Here is a 15,867-nt window from a genome sequence, read left to right on the forward strand (position 1 = left end):
CAAAGAGAGACCCTAGTCAGGGCGCGCTGAGTTACCTAGAGTGGTTGAATACGTGCTACATAATGGAAATTTAGGAAATGGAAAACCTCAATATTGTTGAAATTAAATCTTTTGTTCCGGCGAAAGATTATGAGCTATCAAAGCGTTTTTATCAGGCGTTGGGTTTTGAGATGCCTTCGGATTTTGGTGGTGTGGCGTACTTCTTCAAGGGCGGTTGCTCATTCTTGTTGCAAGATTTTTATGAACCAAAACACTGCAATAATTTCATGATGCATTTGTTGGTGGAGGATGTTGCCAGTTGGCATGAACATGTTTCGAGTGTTGATCTGGCGTCATTTGGAGCCAAAATGACGGAACTGGTTGATCAACCTTGGAAGATGCGAGAATTCTGTTTGCACGATCCTAGTGGCGTGCTGTGGCGCATTGGTCAGAACATCGATTGATTTGTGTATGAAAAAAGGTCAGCGCTTGCGAACTGACCTTTGAAGAGGGAAGAGTGATAGAGGTTTATTGAGGCGCTTTCATCGCTTCTGATTGATCGCCCGTCATCACGAAGTGCAACTCACCACCCGGTTTGAACTCGGAATGGTCGAAGAAGAAACCGTTATCCAAAGCTTTGCCATTGATGGTGACGGACTTGATGTACATGTTGTCATCGGCGTTGTTCTCTGTGGTGATGGTGAACGTGCCGCCTTTCACCGGAATCACTGCTTTGTCAAATAGCGGACGACCCACAGTGTAAATAGGTTCTGCTGCGTTCACTTGGTAGAAGCCTAATGCAGACATCACATACCAAGCGGACATGGCGCCCACGTCTTCGTTACCAACTACGCCTTCTGGGGCAGCGAAATACATGTCATCAAGAATGTGGTCGACGACTTGTTGCGTCTTCCATGGTTCTGCGGTCCAGTTGAATAGGTAAGGAATGTGGTGTGAAGGCTCGTTACCAAACGCAACTTGACCAATCAAACCAGACATATCCGGTGTTTCAGTGCCTTGGCTTTCTGCGGTGAAGGTTGCTTCTAGGTTTTTCTGGAACTCAGCATCGCCACCCATGATGGTTTTTAAGCCCGCGATGTCATGCGGTACAAACCAAGTCCACTGCCACGCGTTACCTTCGGTGTAGTTGCCTGTCTCGTGTTCTGTGCCGTATGGGTCGAATGGCGTCATGAAGGTTTCATCAATCATCACTGGGCGCATAAAGCCCGTCACGCCATGTTCTGCGTATTCAGTTGGGTTGTAATCGAAGTATTTTTTGTAGCCTTTTGAGCGTTCAAGATATTGCTCTTCCACTTGAGTATCACCGGCTGCTTTGGCGATTTGCGCGATAGCCCAATCGTAGAACGCGTTTTCCAGACCGTAAGAAACAGACTCAACCGTGTAGTCTTCAAATACTGGTTCACCATCGACACGTTGGATGGCAGGCGTGAAGCCGTTTTTCTCAATGTAATCGATGTGCTTGGTTAAAGTGCGATCCAATACGCCTTGATCCCAATCGGCTTGCAGTGCCGGGTAGTTGTCGTAAGTCGAAGAGTCGATCGCGGCTTTCAGCGCCAGCTCTTTCTCTTGTTGAGTAAACTCTTCTGGGAATTTGGTGATCGCATCCGCAATCACTGCTACCGCTGGGTAGCCAACCATGGTGCCTGTTTCGTCACCTAAGTGCTCCCACTTCGGCAGCAAGCCGCTTTCAGTGTACTTCTGAACTAGGTTCTTCGCGTATTGCACCGCGCGAGTTGGCTCTGTGATGGTTTTTAGTGGGTGTAACGCGCGTTGGGTATCCCATAGAGAGTAAACCGAGAAGTTTGGCTGTTCTTCTGTTGCTTGACCGTAAGCGATGGAGTATTCCCCTTCGCCTTCACGAATTGAGCCTTTGCCCATGCCACGGAATCGACCATCCACGTCTTGATGCACCATAGGCGCAATCTTGGTGTGGTAAAGCGCAGTGTAGAAGATCTCTTTTTGATCTTCTGTGCCACCTTCGATAGAGAAGTTGAGTGCTTTAGCCCATTTCTCGCGTGCATTGTTACGCGCAGTATCGAAAGAGACATTCGCTTCGGCATCGTAGTTGTTTTCTGCGCCTTGTGGGTCAACCGCAGATAACGCCACTTGCGCATTCAACTCTTGTGAGCCTTCATCTTCAAATTCGATGTAGGCAGTGACGTCCGCTTTGACACGCTTAACTGGATTACCTTGGTCATCATAAATCAATTCAGAAACGTGCTCTGCCGTTAGGCCGTCAACAGGCTTACCATTGGCAAGGATGTAGACGTCTTTGATCTTCTTATCGAAAGTCGCATAGAAGAAGACTTTTTGGTTTTTCGCCCAACCAGAGAAGTGTACTGCATCGCGCTCGCCCGTGATGGTATGACCGTCTTCGCTCACCGTCAGTTTGTTGCGCAGAGAGGTCGAACCCCAGTCACTGTTAAGGATGGAGTTGAGGTCTATCTTCAAACGTTGTGGTTGACCTTGCGGGTAGGTGTAACGATGGAAGCCGACACGTTCAGACGCCGTAAGCTCAGCTTTGATACCGTTCTCTGCAATCTTCACCGAGTAGTAGCCTGCTTCTGCCACTTCTGAGGTTTTGTCCATCTTGACCGAAATCGCTTCGCGGTAGTCGTCGCTGTCTTCGATGTACTTGGCTTTATCTTCGGTAAACGGCAGGAACAGAATGTCACCTAAGCCGCCCATCCCCGTGCCAGATAGGTGAGTGTGGGAGAAGCCAAATAGGGTCTTTTTATCAAAGTGGTAACCTGATGAAGAGTGCCAGCCGATCAGCTCGGTATCTGGAGAAAGTTGTACCATGCCTTCTGGCACGACAGGACCCGGGAATGTGTGTCCGTTAAAGCCGGTACCAATGAATGGGTCTACGTATTTTAGGTTGGAAGTATCGACGCTTGGTGAGGTGTTATCGTCGTCATCGTTGCAGCCAGCCAAACCAATAACACTCGCAATCACAGCGGTGGCGATAGCGGTTTTCGTAAAGTTCATAATCTTGATTCCTTAGGCAGGAAGCGAGTCACTTCCTGCCACTGAGTTAATCTATCTGCTTATTCTTTAAACACGAATTACATAAAACGTTACTGAGCTTGAAGCGCTTCTTGCTTGTCACCCGTCATGACGAAGTGAAGCTCGCCGCCCGCTTTGATTTCGCTGTGTTTGAAGGTGAAGTTGGCATCCAGCGGTTTGCCGTTGATGGTTACGGACTTCACGTACTTGTTGTGTGGGCTGTTGTTGTCTGCAATGACGTTGAACTCGCCGCCTTCCACTGGAATGGTGATTTCATCAAACATAGGGCGACCGATGGTGTAGACCGGATCTGCAGGCGTCACTTGGTAGAAGCCCATTGCCGACATCAAGTACCAAGAGCTCATCTGACCTACGTCTTCGTTACCAATCAAACCAGTTGGTTCGCTGGTGTACATCTCTGACATGATGCGGTCTAGGTACTCTTGCGCTTTCCATGGCTCATCCGTTAGCGCGTATAGGTAAGGAATGTGGTGTGATGGCTCGTTACCGTGCATGTACTGACCGATGTAACCCGTTAGGTCTGGCAGCTCTTCACCTGTGTTTGAAGAACGTGCATTAAATAGCTCGTCCAAGTCTTCACGGAAGGCTTTCTCTGGCGTGGTGTCTTTGCCTTGTGCCAAGTCTGCTTGGTAGATTTCTTGTTTCAGGCGGGTGAAATCGTGCATTGGTTGGAACTTCCATTGCCACGCGTTCCCTTCGGTGTAGGCAAACTCGTCCACGTAGTAAGGGTCAAATGGTAGCAGTGGGCATTTCTCTTTCATCACGCCTGAGCCTTTTGGCCATTCAACCATTTCACACTCATCCAAACGATCTTCATCAATCGGTTGGTTGAACTCCAAAGGCGGTTTGTTTGGTGATGAGCTTAACGGGTGGTTTTTCGGACGTAAGAAGCCCGTCTCGGCATCCCAATGGTTAAGCCAGTTGTCGGCACGAGTCATAAACTCTTCTTGCAGTTTTACATCGCCAGCCATGCGCGCGATTTCTGCCATTGCCCAGTCGCCATAAGCAAACTCAAGCGTGTAAGACGCACTGTTCCAATAGCCGTGGTGAACAAAGCCGTTTTCTTCGTACACTTTCACTTGCACAACGTTTGCTGCGCCGATGTTGTTGTCTTCCGTCCAATCAGGGAACTCAGACGCCTCGTGGTAACGCACCGTAAACTCAGCCGCTTCTTTGGCCAGTTGTGGGTCGATGTCTAAGCCTTTCGCCATCGCGTCAGCAATGATAGAAACCGCAGGGAAGCCGATCATAGTGCCCGTATAATGGCTGTGCAGTTCCCATTTCGGCAAGATGCCACCGTCTTCGTATTTACGAATCAGGTCGTTGGCAAACTCTTCGGCACGTTCCGGATCGATGATGGTTTTCAGTGGATGCGCTGCACGGAAAGTATCCCACATGGAGTACACAGAGTAGTTTGGTGTGTCGCCCGCGTCTTTTTGAATACGAGTACGCATCGCTGGGTATTGACCGTCGACATCTTGGAAAATCATTGGTGCGATAGAAGCGTGGTAAAGCGCGGTGTAGAAGATCTCTTTCTGATCTTCCGTGCCGCCAGATACCATCATGCGGCTAAGTTCTTGGTGCCATGCGTCGTTGGCTTGAGCGCGCGCAGTATCAAATGACACGTCTTTCGCTTCTGCTTCTAGGTTCTTCTCTGCACCTTCTGTGCCTGTTGGTGACAAGCCTACTTGGATTTCTAGCGGTGTTGATGATGGTGCGAATTCTAGGTAAGCGATGGTTTTCACTGCGTCGATGTTGTCGTTGTTTACATCGATTTCCGTTTCTGCGCCGTCAACCAAAGCGATGGCTTTGACGATAGGTTGGTTGAAGGTGGCGTAGAAGTAGACGTGTTGGTTGTTCGCCCAGCCGTTCGAGCTACGTAAACCGCGGATGGTGTACGCGTCGATGAACTCTAAGTCACCCTTCATGGTGCGGTTGTTGAAGTGACCTTTGTTGAGGGTGTGGTCTAAATCGAACTTGATGTGTGGCGTAGTGCCTTCTTTGAAGGTGTAGCGGTGGAAGCCAACACGTTGCGTGGTGGTTAGCTCAGCTTTGATTTCGCCTTTGTTCAGTTCAACCGCGTAGTAGCCCGCTTCTGCGGTTTCGTTGTCTTTATCGAAGGTGTTGAAAACGGCGTTTTCTTTCTTGGTGAAAGGCAGAACTAAGATGTCACCAAGGTCGGTAATGCCTGTGCCAGAAAGGTGAGTGTGGGAAAAACCATACACTGGGATTTCAGTCAGCTTGCCGTGGTCGAAGTAACCGGCAGCAGAGCCCCAGCCTTCCATTTCGGTATCAGGAGAAAGTTGCACCAAACCGTAAGGCACAACCGCCCCAGGGAAGGTGTGACCATCTGCGCCTGTACCAATCAATGGATTGACGTATTGGGTTAGCGTGGTGTCGAGGGATGGTGTTCCAGATTTGCTGTTGTCGTCATCACTGTTACAACCAGCAAGACCAAACATGGCAGCGAGTATAGCGGTAGAGATAAGGGTTCTTTTTAGTTTCATTTTTATGGTTCTACTGAAGTGAAGTTTTTTAGGGGGCTCGATGCCCCCTTTCGTTATTTGGATGGGTATCGGCTACTGCGCTTTCATCGCTTCAGATTTGTCTGAAGTCATGACGAAATGCAGTTCACCACCGTCTTTCAAATCGCTGTGCGCGAAGCTGAAGTTGTCACTCAATTGTTTGCCGTTGATGGTCACCGACTTCACGTAGATGCTCTCTTGGCTGTTATTTTCTGAGGTGATGGTGAATTTACCGTCCGCGACTGGAATCACGGCTTTGTCGAACAGAGGACGACCGATGGTGTAACTTGCTTCGCCCGGTGTGACTTGGTAGAAGCCCAATGCAGACATCACATACCACGCCGACATTTGACCGACGTCTTCGTTACCAATCAGACCTTCATGCGTTGGGTGGTAGAACTCGTTCATTGCTTGGTCGACGATTTCTTGTGTCTTCCAAGGCTCTGCCGTCCAGTTGTATAGGTAAGGCACGTGATGATCTGGCTCGTTACCCATCACGAACTGACCGATGTAGCCAGACATGTCGTGTGATTGGCTTGTATCGGCGTTGGAGTCTGCATTAAACAGCGCATTCAAGTTGGCTAAGAATGCCGCTTTGCCTTGTTCGGTTACGTCTTCAGGAAGAGAGAAGTCAGTACGGTCGATGTGCTCGCCACCCATTACGTTAGCCAGACCGTTCAAGTTGTGTGGTGCAAACCATGTCCATTGCCATGTGTTGCCTTCGGTGAAGTCTTCACCTCGGTGCTCGGCGCGGTAAGGCCAGAACACGTCGCTTTCGTTGAGTGCTTTGCGGTCTTTACAGGCGTTGTAGTCCATACCGTCTGGGATAGACAGCGCCATGTTCTCGTCCAAACATTCGGCTTTCAGGTTGTTTGCCCAAACCTTGCTGCCGCTGTTCATGTAAGCCGGACGCATAAAGCCCGTTGCACCCAATGCGTTGCCTTTGGTGTCTTGCAGTTTGCCGTATTGCTCTGGGTTGTAATCGAAGTAGTTCTTGAACGATTCTGAGCGCGCCATGTAGCGGTCGTACTGTTGGTCATTGCCCGCAAGTTTAGCGATCTGAGCGATACACCAGTCGTAGTAAGCATTCTCAAGACCGTAAGACACCGATTCGTTCACGAGCTCGTCGTATTTATCGACTTTTAAGCCTTCCACGTAACCCGGTTTGTCGCCAGAGTCCGGCGCCCATTTGGTGTTAGCTGGAATAAAGCCAACGTCTTCTTGGTAGTCGTTATGACGTGTCATTACCGTGAAGCGTTTGTCACCGTTCCAAGCGTCTTGGTAAGGCACCCAACTTTCGGTTTTATCAAGGTTGAAGTTGACTGTTTCGTCAGCAGCTTTCAGTGCCAAATCAAACTCGGCAGCAGTAAAGGCTTCTGGGTGTTTGACCATGATATCGGCGATAACCGAAACCGCAGGATGACCGACCATTTCACCAGTGTAATCTGAGTGCAGTTCCCATTTTGGCAACACGCCACCCGTTTGGTATTTGTTCAATAGATCGCGTGCGTGTTCAATCGCGCGGTCTTTATCGATGATGGTTTTCAGTGGGTGTGCGGCGCGGAAGGTATCCCACATTGAGTATACCGAGTAGTTCACTAAGCCATCTTCTGCTTGGTGCACTTTGCCATCCATGCCACGGTATTTGCCATCCACATCTTGGTATAGGAATGGAGCAACAAACGTACGGTAGAGCGAGGTGTAGAACATGGTTTTGTCGGCTTTGTTGTCGCCTTCCAGTTCAAACTCGCCAAGGATGTTTTCCCAAGCCACGCGGTTTTGTTGTACGACGTTGTCGAAGTCCCAGCCGTTGGTGTCTGCTTCTAGGTTTTTCAGTGCGCCGTCAACGCCAGTGCCAGAAATCGCTACTTTGACCACCAATGGCTCATCACTTTTACCAAAGTTCAAATGAGTCAGGACATCGTTTGCGCGTTTTGCCAAACGTTCTGGGTCAGGTTCTGGCTCGCCCGGCATTGGTTTGTGCTCCGCGTAGCCACGGTAATCTTCCAAGCCAACTTCGGTAGCGTCGGTTGGGGTGAGTTTGCTCTCAGAAGCCAGCTTGGTGTACAGGTTCTCTTCAATGATTGGATCAGAGAATTCTGCCGCGAAGAAGACAGTTTGCCATTGACCCCATTCGTTTGAGGTACGCGCACCTACGACTGTGGTGTCGTTAACGCGTTTGTAGTAGATGCTGCGAGAATGGTTGCCGTATTGTTCTAACAGTTCGTGTTGCAGGTCGATACGCACTTTGCGGTCTTCATCCGGTTTGAAGGTGTAACGTTGGAACGCCACGCGGTCTGTTGCCGATAGTTCAGCTTTTACGCCAGTTTCTACAAGGTCAACCGAGTAGTAACCAACCTCTGCCACTTCCGAGCTTTTATCCATGGTCACTGCATCGGTATTAAAGCCTGTGTATGGCAAGAAAGCGAAGTCGTTTAGGTCACCTTTACCTGCGCCAGAGATGTGGGTCATTGAGAAGCCAGAAAGCAGGCTGTGCACAGGATCGTATTCGACAGGTGAGCCTTTGCCATTCCAACCGTTTGGATCGAAGTTATCTGGTGACGGTTGAATCATACCTTCTGGCATGACTGGTGATGGGTTGACGTTGCCAAGACCTTTAGTGCCGATCAAGGTATCAACGAATTCCAAAGTCGGGGTAGAGATAACCGGAGTTTCTGGGTCAGAGTCGCTGCCACAACCAGCAAGACCAAGCATGGCGGTTAACACTGCAGTAGAGAGTAGGGTTCTTTTTAGTTTCATTGTTTTTATTCCACGAGAAAAGGGGACACGAGGTCCCCTCAAAATCATTATTCGCCTAGGTTGGCTTGCATTGCTTCAGACTTGTCAGCCGTCATCACGAAGTGCAGTTCGCCGCCTGCTTTGAATTCGCTGTGCTGGAAGGTGTTGTACACATCCAGAGGCTTCCCGTTGATGGTTACTTCTTTGATGTACATGTTGTCTGGACCGTTGCTCTCAGCTGTTACCGTGAAGGTGCCAGAGCCAATGTCTACCGTCGCTTTGTCGAAGATTGGACGACCGATGCTGTAGGTTGGATCGGTTGGCGAGATTTGGTAGAAGCCCAGTGCTGACATCAAGTACCAAGCCGACATTTGACCTACGTCTTCGTTACCGATGATGCCGTCTGGCGTCGGTTTGTAGAACTGGTCGTAAACTTGGTCTAGGTATTCCTGCGCCTTGTAAGACTCTTCAGTACGGTTGTACAAGTAGATGACGTGGTGCGAAGGCTCGTTACCGTGAATGTACTGACCGATGTAGCCTGTCATGTCTTGGTGCGCTTCGCCGCCATTTGGATCGGCAGTAAATAGGTTGTTCAGCTTGTCGTTCAGACCTTGCGTGCCGCCCATGATTTCAGTCAGCTTGTCTAAGTCTTGCATGAACGCCCATTGCCACTGCCACGCGTTGCCTTCTGTGTAGTAGAACGCGTCAGACTTGTAAGGGTCGAAGTCAGTAGAGGCGTATTTCAATGCACATGGGTTGCCTTCTTTCAGCTCTGTTGGAACGAAGAAGCCCGTGCCGTCTGCGTTACCTGCTTCTGCATCCCAGTGTTTCAAAGAGTTGTAAGAACGAGCTTTGAACTCTTCATACGCGTCCATATCGCCAGCGGCTTTCGCCATTTCTGCGATCGTCCAATCGTAGAATGAGAATTCCAATGAGTACGACACTGAGTTCCAGTTCGGGTAACGAACACACTGTTCTTTCTCGTGGTAGTTCAACTGACCTGCCATAAGTGAGCTTAGGATGTCGTCATGAATCTGTGGGTATTCATGCGGCGTGTAACGTGCTGATTTTACTGACGCGGTGTAAGCTTGCTCTGCATCAATCAAGCCTTTGGTTACCGCATCGCCTAGAATTGCTGCCGATGGGTAGCCGATCATGGTGCCGGTTTCTGAACCGTGACCTTCCCATTTCGGTAATAAACCAAACTCGTCGTTGGATTTACGAATCAAGTCTTTCACGTATAGCGTTGCTTGGTCTGGGTCGATGATGGTCCACATTGGATGAACCGCGCGGAACGTGTCCCACGTTGAGTAAATCGAGTAGTTTGGTGTGTCGCCATCTTTCAGTGTGCGCACCGTGCCAAGCATATCCACGTATTGACCATCCACATCGTAAAACTCGATTGGTGCAATCATCATGTGGTACATGCCAGTGTAGAAGTTGGTTTTCTCTGCGTCAGTGCCGCCTTCTACTTTGATTTTTGCTAGCTTCTCAGCCCACGCGTATTCCGCGTCTTCTTTCACTTGTGCTAGGTCGAAACTTGGTGCTTCTGCTTCTAAGTTTTTCTGTGCACCTTGCCAGTTAACTGGAGAGATACCGACGCGGATTTCAATTGGTTCTTCGCCTGTGCCGAAGTTTAGGTAAGCGGTCAGATCATCGCCTGAGTAAACCGCGCCATTACGCATTTCACGCGTTGGCTCTAGGTCTTGTTCGCCTAACAGTGCTTTGGCGATTGGTTGGTTGAATTTCGCGTAGAAGAAGATGTCCTGACCTTGGTGATCTTGCCCTTGGAACCAGCCAGTTGAGGTTTTACGACCGCGAATGGTGTATTCGTCCACCACTTCTACTTTGTTCTTCAAAGACTTGCCGTTGTTGTTCATTAGGGTATGACCTAAATCGAACTTTACGTTGCGGTCCGCGCCATTTGCAAAGGTGTATTTGTGCAAACCAACGCGTTTGGTGGCGCTCAGTTCCACTTCGATTTGACCTTGGTTTAGCTTGGTTTTGTAGTAGCCTGCACTTGCTTCTTCATTGGCTTTGTCGAAAGAGTTCAGCTGTGTGTTCGCCATGTCTGCGTATGGCAGAACCAAGATGTCGCCTAAGTCTGTTGCGCCTGTACCTGAAAGGTGAGTATGGGAGAAGCCGTACAGCGGAACGTCAGTGTTAACTACTTCGCCAGTTTCGTAGTTGGATGAATCCCAGTAGCCAGAAGCCGAGTGCCAAGGGTTAAGCCCTGATTCGTGGTCTGTGTTAGAACCGATGAAAGTATCTGGAGACAGTTGAACCATACCTGCCGGTACCGTCGCGCCCGGGAACGTATGACCTGAAGCTGCTGTGCCGATCATAGGATCGACGTATTTCAACACCGCGAGATCAACAATTGGATCGCCCGGTAGTGAAGAGGAAGAATCGTTGTCGCTGTTACAGCCAGCCAAGCCACCCGCCAGACCAACCAGGATAGCCAAAGAGATAAGATTACGTTTAAACATGTGCATACCGTTTTGTCGTTATTCGTATATAAAAGTGTTTATAAGAGACTGTTTCTAAAGAACTGCTTATAAAATTTGCTTGTAGGGATAGCCGGGAGATGCGCTCCCCCGGCTGAGTTGTCACTATTGGGATTAACGAGAACCTGCTGGCATCTCGTCTTCATGCAAGAACTCACCGATGCCTTGTGCTGGTGGAAGGTCTTGCTCTAGAGAGCCCCAACGTTGATTTGGTTTGTCGCCCATCACGAACTCCAACTCACCGCCGTACATGATTTCGTCATGAGTCAGGTAAGTACGGTTGAAGTCTTTGCCGTTGTAGCGAGCCGATTGAATGAAGATGTTTTCGCGGCTAACGTTTTTCGCGGTAACCGTGAACTTCTGGTTGTTGCCAACATCGATAGACGCGCTTTCGAACAGCGGAGTACCGATTTCGTAGATGCCAGAAGAAGCGTTCACTGGGTAGAAGCCAAGTGCACGGAACACGAACCACGCAGAGAGCGTACCGAAGTCGTCGTTACCACAAATGCCGTCAGCGGTGTTCTTGTAGCAAATGTTGGTTGCTGCGGCGATGGCTGCCTGACCTTTCCAAGGTTGACCGACGTAGTTGTACAAGTAAGGAACGTGGATATCTGGTTCGTTACCTTGAACGTGCTGACCAACGTTACCTGTGTTGAACACTGGGAATTGGTTGTCGCCTGCGTTGCGATCTGGGTAGGTTGACCAGTATTCATCCAAGCGCGCTGCGAACAAGTCACCGCGTTCTGCTTCAGGGTTTTGTGTCTTGTCGAAGCGTGTCATCAGGTCAATCAAGCCATGAATGTCGTGCTGAACACTGAACGAGTATTGCCAGCCGTTCGATTCAGAGAATGCCCAGTTAAACATGTCTGGACGCCAGTCTTTACCAACCGCACGACCGGTGATTGGGTCTACCCAACCTGCATCGATAAACTCGCCATCGTAGTCACGGGCTTTGAACCAACCTTGGTATTGCTTACCGCCGAAGTCGAATTGCGCTTGCCAGTTTTTAGAACGGTTAGCGAACTCGGTGTAGCGTGGATCTTCTTCACCAAATACTTCTTTGATCGATTGTGCGATTGCCCAGTCGTTCATTGAGTATTCAAGCGAGTAAGATGCCGTCCAAGAGTCTTTAAATGGTGAGTGACCGCCGTAAGAATCTGGTGGAGTATCGTGTAATTGCGCTGGCACGTAACCTTGTTCTTCGTACTCTTTGATCCATGCTACGCCTTGGCTCGTTGCGGCGCGTGCGTCTGTGATCATTGCTTCAACTAAACGTTCTTTAACGTCTTTGCGCTCTGCTTCTGTGAAGCCAAGGTCGATCATGCGTTTTTCTAGTGAGCCTTTCGACAACACATCATGAATCACTGGCGTTGAGTGCATGCCCATCATCATGCCGGTTTCGTTGCCTTTGAATGTCCACTCAGGCAGACGACCTTTGCGCACGTTGCCTTTGTCATCCACCCATTCTTCTTCAGCGTAAGACAGCATAGACAGCACCACGTCGGCTAGGCGGTCAGGTTCAAGAATCGAAGACAGCGGTTGAACTGCGCGGTAGGTATCCCACAAAGAGAAAGTGTCATAGCGCGTGAAGTCTGCTTTGCCATCTTTGTTAGCATCGGCAGTGCGGATTGACTCTTTCAGCGTATCAATCTTATCGCCCCAAGGTGTGTTGCCATCTGGGTAAGCGTTACGACCTTGGTGAACTTGGCGGTAGCGACCATCTAAGTCAGAGTGAATGGTTTGACCTAGGTACGAATGGTACATCGCGGTGTAGAAGGTCTGTTTGTAATCTTCGTCGCCAGAGACTTGGATCTTGCCGAGTTCGTCTTCCCATTTCTTCGTTGCCGCTTCGCGTACTTGGTCGAAGTTCATGCCAGCAACTTCTGTCATGTTAAGAGAAGCACCTGATTTACCATTCTCGCCAATCTCAACGTTTGATAGCGCCAATTTCGCTTCAACCGTTAAGCCGTCTTTTGAGGTGTCGAACTCTACGTAAGCGCGTGCGTATTGGTACTTGCCACGTGTTTCGTTACCGATTTCCGTAATGCCTTCTGGCACGTCCATGTAACGACCTTGCTCTTTATCGTAGTAAGCAAAGCGAACGTTTTTGATTGGTTGGTCGAATTCCATTACGAAGAATTCTTTTTGGCTTGGTGCCCAGCCGTCAGAGAAACGGTGACCTTCTAGACGGTTATTGTCTTTGTCCCATTTCAAGTAAGAATCTGAGGTGTAGTCCCAGTTAATTTTGAAGCCAGTGTTCACGATGATTTCTGACTTCTCATCACGAGGGAAGGTGTAGCGGTGCACACCAACGCGATCAGACGCCGTCAACTCAGCTTTGATGTCGTAATCCAATAGATCGACTTTGTAGTAGCCTGCCGTCGCTTGCTCGTCACGATGTTGGAAGCGAGACGCTTCTAGGTTTAGCGTTGCCGAACCTTCATCAATCATGTAATCCGAACGCGAGTTGATTGGCATGACGAGAATGTCGTTCAAGTCGCCAGCACCTGCTCCGGAAAGGTGGGTGTGAGAGAAACCGGAAGTACGTGCGTCGTGGTAGTAGTAGCCTGAAATGTATTCCCAGCCGTTAGAACCGTTGTTTGGAGAAAGCTGCACCATGCCGTGTGGTGTGGTTGCACCAGGGTAGGTGTTGCCTAGGTTACCTGTGCCGATGAATGGGTTGACGTAGCGTGTTACGTCCATATCGGCGAAATCTACTGGGATGTGAACACCCATGTCGATTTCAGGTGTTTCTGGGTTTGGCTTGTCATCACAGTCGCCATCGCCAACTGGAGGACATACTGGCTTGCCGCCGTCAGGAATATCCGGCAGTGCAGGGTTGGTGTCACCGCCTTCATAAATGTTGGTTGTGTCGTCGTTACAGCCAGTCAGACCGACTAGACCACTGAGAACTGCGCAAGCGAGTAGGGAAGGTTTGAATTTCATTTTTAAAGCCTTGTAAATTGTAGGGTTATATAATTAAAAAAATCAGGGGTATTACTAAAACTTAAAAACTTGAAATAGAGCCCTTTGGGGGAAAGGGCTCTTAGGGGGAGGAGCTTAAGGTTTAAGCTTTCACAAGAGTCGCTGCGTTACGCATCGCTTCTTTCGTTGAACACTCAACAACGTTTGCTTTTGCAAAGCGGTGAGCGTCTTTTACTTGGATATCGTGAGCTAGAATAACCAGCTTCGCGTTTGCTACATCTAGGTCAGTGATGCGGTTCTGGATACCGTTTTGACCTTGAGTTTCTACTTTGATTTTCAGACCTGCTGCTGCACCTGCTTTCTCTAGTGCTTTCGCTGCCATGAATGTGTGTGCTACGCCAGATGGACAACATGTTACTGCTACGATGTCGTACTCGCCTTCGCCTGCTGCTGGAGCCGCTTGAGCTTGTGCAGGTGCTGCTTCAACGATTTCGTCTTCTGCTTCTTCTTCAGCAACTGGTTTCCAGAAGCCAACGATAACTGCTGTTGTTAGTGAGCCTAGTGCGATACCCACAACGTACATTGGGATGTTGCTTGATACAGGTGCCGTGATTAGACCGCCCCATGGTGCGTGTAGTAGTACGTCTGTTAGGAAGCCGAACACACAGCCAACGATACCACCAGCAACGATTGAAGGAAGAACGCGTACAGGGTCGTTTGCTGCGAATGGGATAGCACCTTCAGAGATACCGATAGAACCCATGATTGCTGCTGCTTTACCTGCTTCTTGTTCTTGCTTAGTGAACTTCTTCTTGAATAGGAATGTTGCTAGCGCCATACCTAGAGGAGGCGTACAGATTGCGATACCAACACCACCCATTAGCCATGGTTGAGTATCAACTTGAGTTTGAGCGAATAGCGTTGCTACTTTGTTGATTGGACCACCCATATCGAATGCAGTCATACCACCAAGAATCGTACCTAGAACCACTTTAGAAGCGCCAGCCATAGAAGCTAGGAATTCGTTCATAGAAGCCATGAAGATCTTGATTGGCTCACCGATACCCCATAGAACGATACCTGCAGAGATAAGCGTACCTAGTAGAGGGTAGATGAAGTAAGCGCCCAACGCAGTCATGTTAGCAGAAAGAGGGATCTTCTTAAGTTGGAATACCACACCACCTGCGATGAAGCCCGCTACGATACAACCAAGGAAGCCGCCGCCCATGTCAGCCATGATGCCAGAAGAGATCATCGCTGGTGCTAGAGCTGGTTTGTCTGCAATCGAGTAACCGATGAAGCCACCAAGAATAATTGGGAACAGCACCAGACCTTTAATACCGATATTAGAAATATCAGCCAATAAACCGTCCGCAGGAACCGCACCTTTACCTGATGCCATTACCGCCAGCGCCAGTAGTACACCACCCGCAACGATAAATGGAAGCATGTGAGAAGTACCGAATAAAAGGTGACCTTTCATGGTACTTAGGATTTTTTTGAAATCGCTATTATTACTAGCTTGAGCTGTGATTGTACTCATAATTTCACGCCTTATGAATTAATTAAAATATTTAGTATTTGGTTTTCGTCTTTTGCGTTATGAATATCTTCAATAAAATCTTCGCTAAATTTACCGAATAATTCTTGAAGAACATAAATATGGTGGTCGGCACCGTTATCTGGTGAGGCAATCATGAAGAATACGGTCGGTTTGACTCCCTCTTCGTCGCCATACTCGATGCCTTCGCGCTTTACGCCAACAGCGATTGCAGGCTCTGTAACCGCTTTGCTTTTTGCGTGTGGGTAGGCGATACCGTCCATTGAAGTCACGCTTAATGCTTCACGTGCTTCGATGTCGGTTAAAAAAGCCTCTTTGCTGCTGATTCGATTATTTTCGAATAGCATTTGCGCTAGCTCTTCAAAGACTTCTTTTTTATTATTTGCTTGAAGGTTGCCTTTAATTAAATTGACGTTTGTTAGTTCTGTAATCATTTTTTGACTCATTGGTACTGAAGTAATGAGGCAAATTTAATTAATGTTACGGTTTTCTGAAATAGTAAAAAAAATCCAATAACTATATTTTTGTATCACTGAGAGCTAAGTGTGATAGAAGTCATTAATATCAATGAGCTAGAAGGGAA

The 15,867-nt window shown here is 48.8% G+C and carries 8 protein-coding genes; 1 reads left to right on the forward strand and 7 read right to left on the reverse strand.

Features of this window, described 5'->3' with window-relative positions; translation table 11 throughout:
* Positions 1-77 precede the first annotated feature (77 nt).
* A complete protein-coding gene (locus OH459_RS13125; protein WP_239211087.1) occupies positions 78-443 on the forward strand; it encodes a VOC family protein in 366 nt (121 codons plus the stop codon).
* A gap of 64 nt (positions 444-507) precedes the next feature.
* Here OH459_RS13125 and OH459_RS13130 read toward each other — a convergent pair whose 3' ends face one another.
* The 7 genes from OH459_RS13130 to OH459_RS13160 form a co-directional block, all read right to left on the reverse strand.
* Positions 508-2,988, reverse strand: a complete 2,481-nt coding sequence (locus OH459_RS13130) for a GH92 family glycosyl hydrolase (RefSeq protein WP_269987063.1) — start codon at positions 2,986-2,988, stop codon at positions 508-510.
* 89 nt (positions 2,989-3,077) lie between these two features.
* Entirely contained in the window at positions 3,078-5,534 is a 2,457-nt protein-coding gene (locus OH459_RS13135) for a GH92 family glycosyl hydrolase (protein WP_269987064.1), read from the reverse strand.
* A gap of 72 nt (positions 5,535-5,606) precedes the next feature.
* Positions 5,607-8,312: a GH92 family glycosyl hydrolase gene (locus tag OH459_RS13140; protein ID WP_269987066.1), complete on the reverse strand. Its 2,706-nt coding sequence runs from the start codon at positions 8,310-8,312 to the stop codon at positions 5,607-5,609.
* A gap of 47 nt (positions 8,313-8,359) precedes the next feature.
* A complete protein-coding gene (locus tag OH459_RS13145) occupies positions 8,360-10,780 on the reverse strand; it encodes a GH92 family glycosyl hydrolase (protein ID WP_269987068.1) in 2,421 nt (806 codons plus the stop codon).
* A 132-nt stretch (positions 10,781-10,912) separates the two neighbouring features.
* Positions 10,913-13,744, reverse strand: a complete 2,832-nt coding sequence (locus OH459_RS13150; protein WP_005429443.1) for a GH92 family glycosyl hydrolase — start codon at positions 13,742-13,744, stop codon at positions 10,913-10,915.
* A 121-nt stretch (positions 13,745-13,865) separates the two neighbouring features.
* Positions 13,866-15,266, reverse strand: a complete 1,401-nt coding sequence (locus OH459_RS13155; RefSeq protein WP_005453038.1) for a fructose-specific PTS transporter subunit EIIC — start codon at positions 15,264-15,266, stop codon at positions 13,866-13,868.
* Between the two features lie 11 nt (positions 15,267-15,277).
* Positions 15,278-15,718, reverse strand: coding sequence for a PTS sugar transporter subunit IIA (locus OH459_RS13160; protein WP_269987078.1), 441 nt, complete (start codon positions 15,716-15,718; stop codon positions 15,278-15,280).
* Between the last annotated feature and the right edge of the window lie 149 nt (positions 15,719-15,867).

The sequence above is a fragment of the Vibrio sp. MM46 genome (assembly GCF_027587135.1).
In the GTDB taxonomy this organism is placed as follows: domain Bacteria; phylum Pseudomonadota; class Gammaproteobacteria; order Enterobacterales; family Vibrionaceae; genus Vibrio; species Vibrio harveyi.

What these genes read in the sequence shown, in the direction of transcription:
- OH459_RS13155 (WP_005453038.1), bottom strand. Translation starts at nt 15,266, where the DNA reads ATGAGTACAATCACAGCTCAAGCTAGTAATAATAGCGATTTCAAAAAA.
- OH459_RS13135 (WP_269987064.1), bottom strand. Translation starts at nt 5,534, where the DNA reads ATGAAACTAAAAAGAACCCTTATCTCTACCGCTATACTCGCTGCCATG.
- OH459_RS13160 (WP_269987078.1), bottom strand. Translation starts at nt 15,718, where the DNA reads ATGATTACAGAACTAACAAACGTCAATTTAATTAAAGGCAACCTTCAA.
- OH459_RS13150 (WP_005429443.1), bottom strand. Translation starts at nt 13,744, where the DNA reads ATGAAATTCAAACCTTCCCTACTCGCTTGCGCAGTTCTCAGTGGTCTA.
- OH459_RS13125 (WP_239211087.1), top strand. Translation starts at nt 78, where the DNA reads ATGGAAAACCTCAATATTGTTGAAATTAAATCTTTTGTTCCGGCGAAA.
- OH459_RS13140 (WP_269987066.1), bottom strand. Translation starts at nt 8,312, where the DNA reads ATGAAACTAAAAAGAACCCTACTCTCTACTGCAGTGTTAACCGCCATG.
- OH459_RS13145 (WP_269987068.1), bottom strand. Translation starts at nt 10,780, where the DNA reads ATGTTTAAACGTAATCTTATCTCTTTGGCTATCCTGGTTGGTCTGGCG.
- OH459_RS13130 (WP_269987063.1), bottom strand. Translation starts at nt 2,988, where the DNA reads ATGAACTTTACGAAAACCGCTATCGCCACCGCTGTGATTGCGAGTGTT.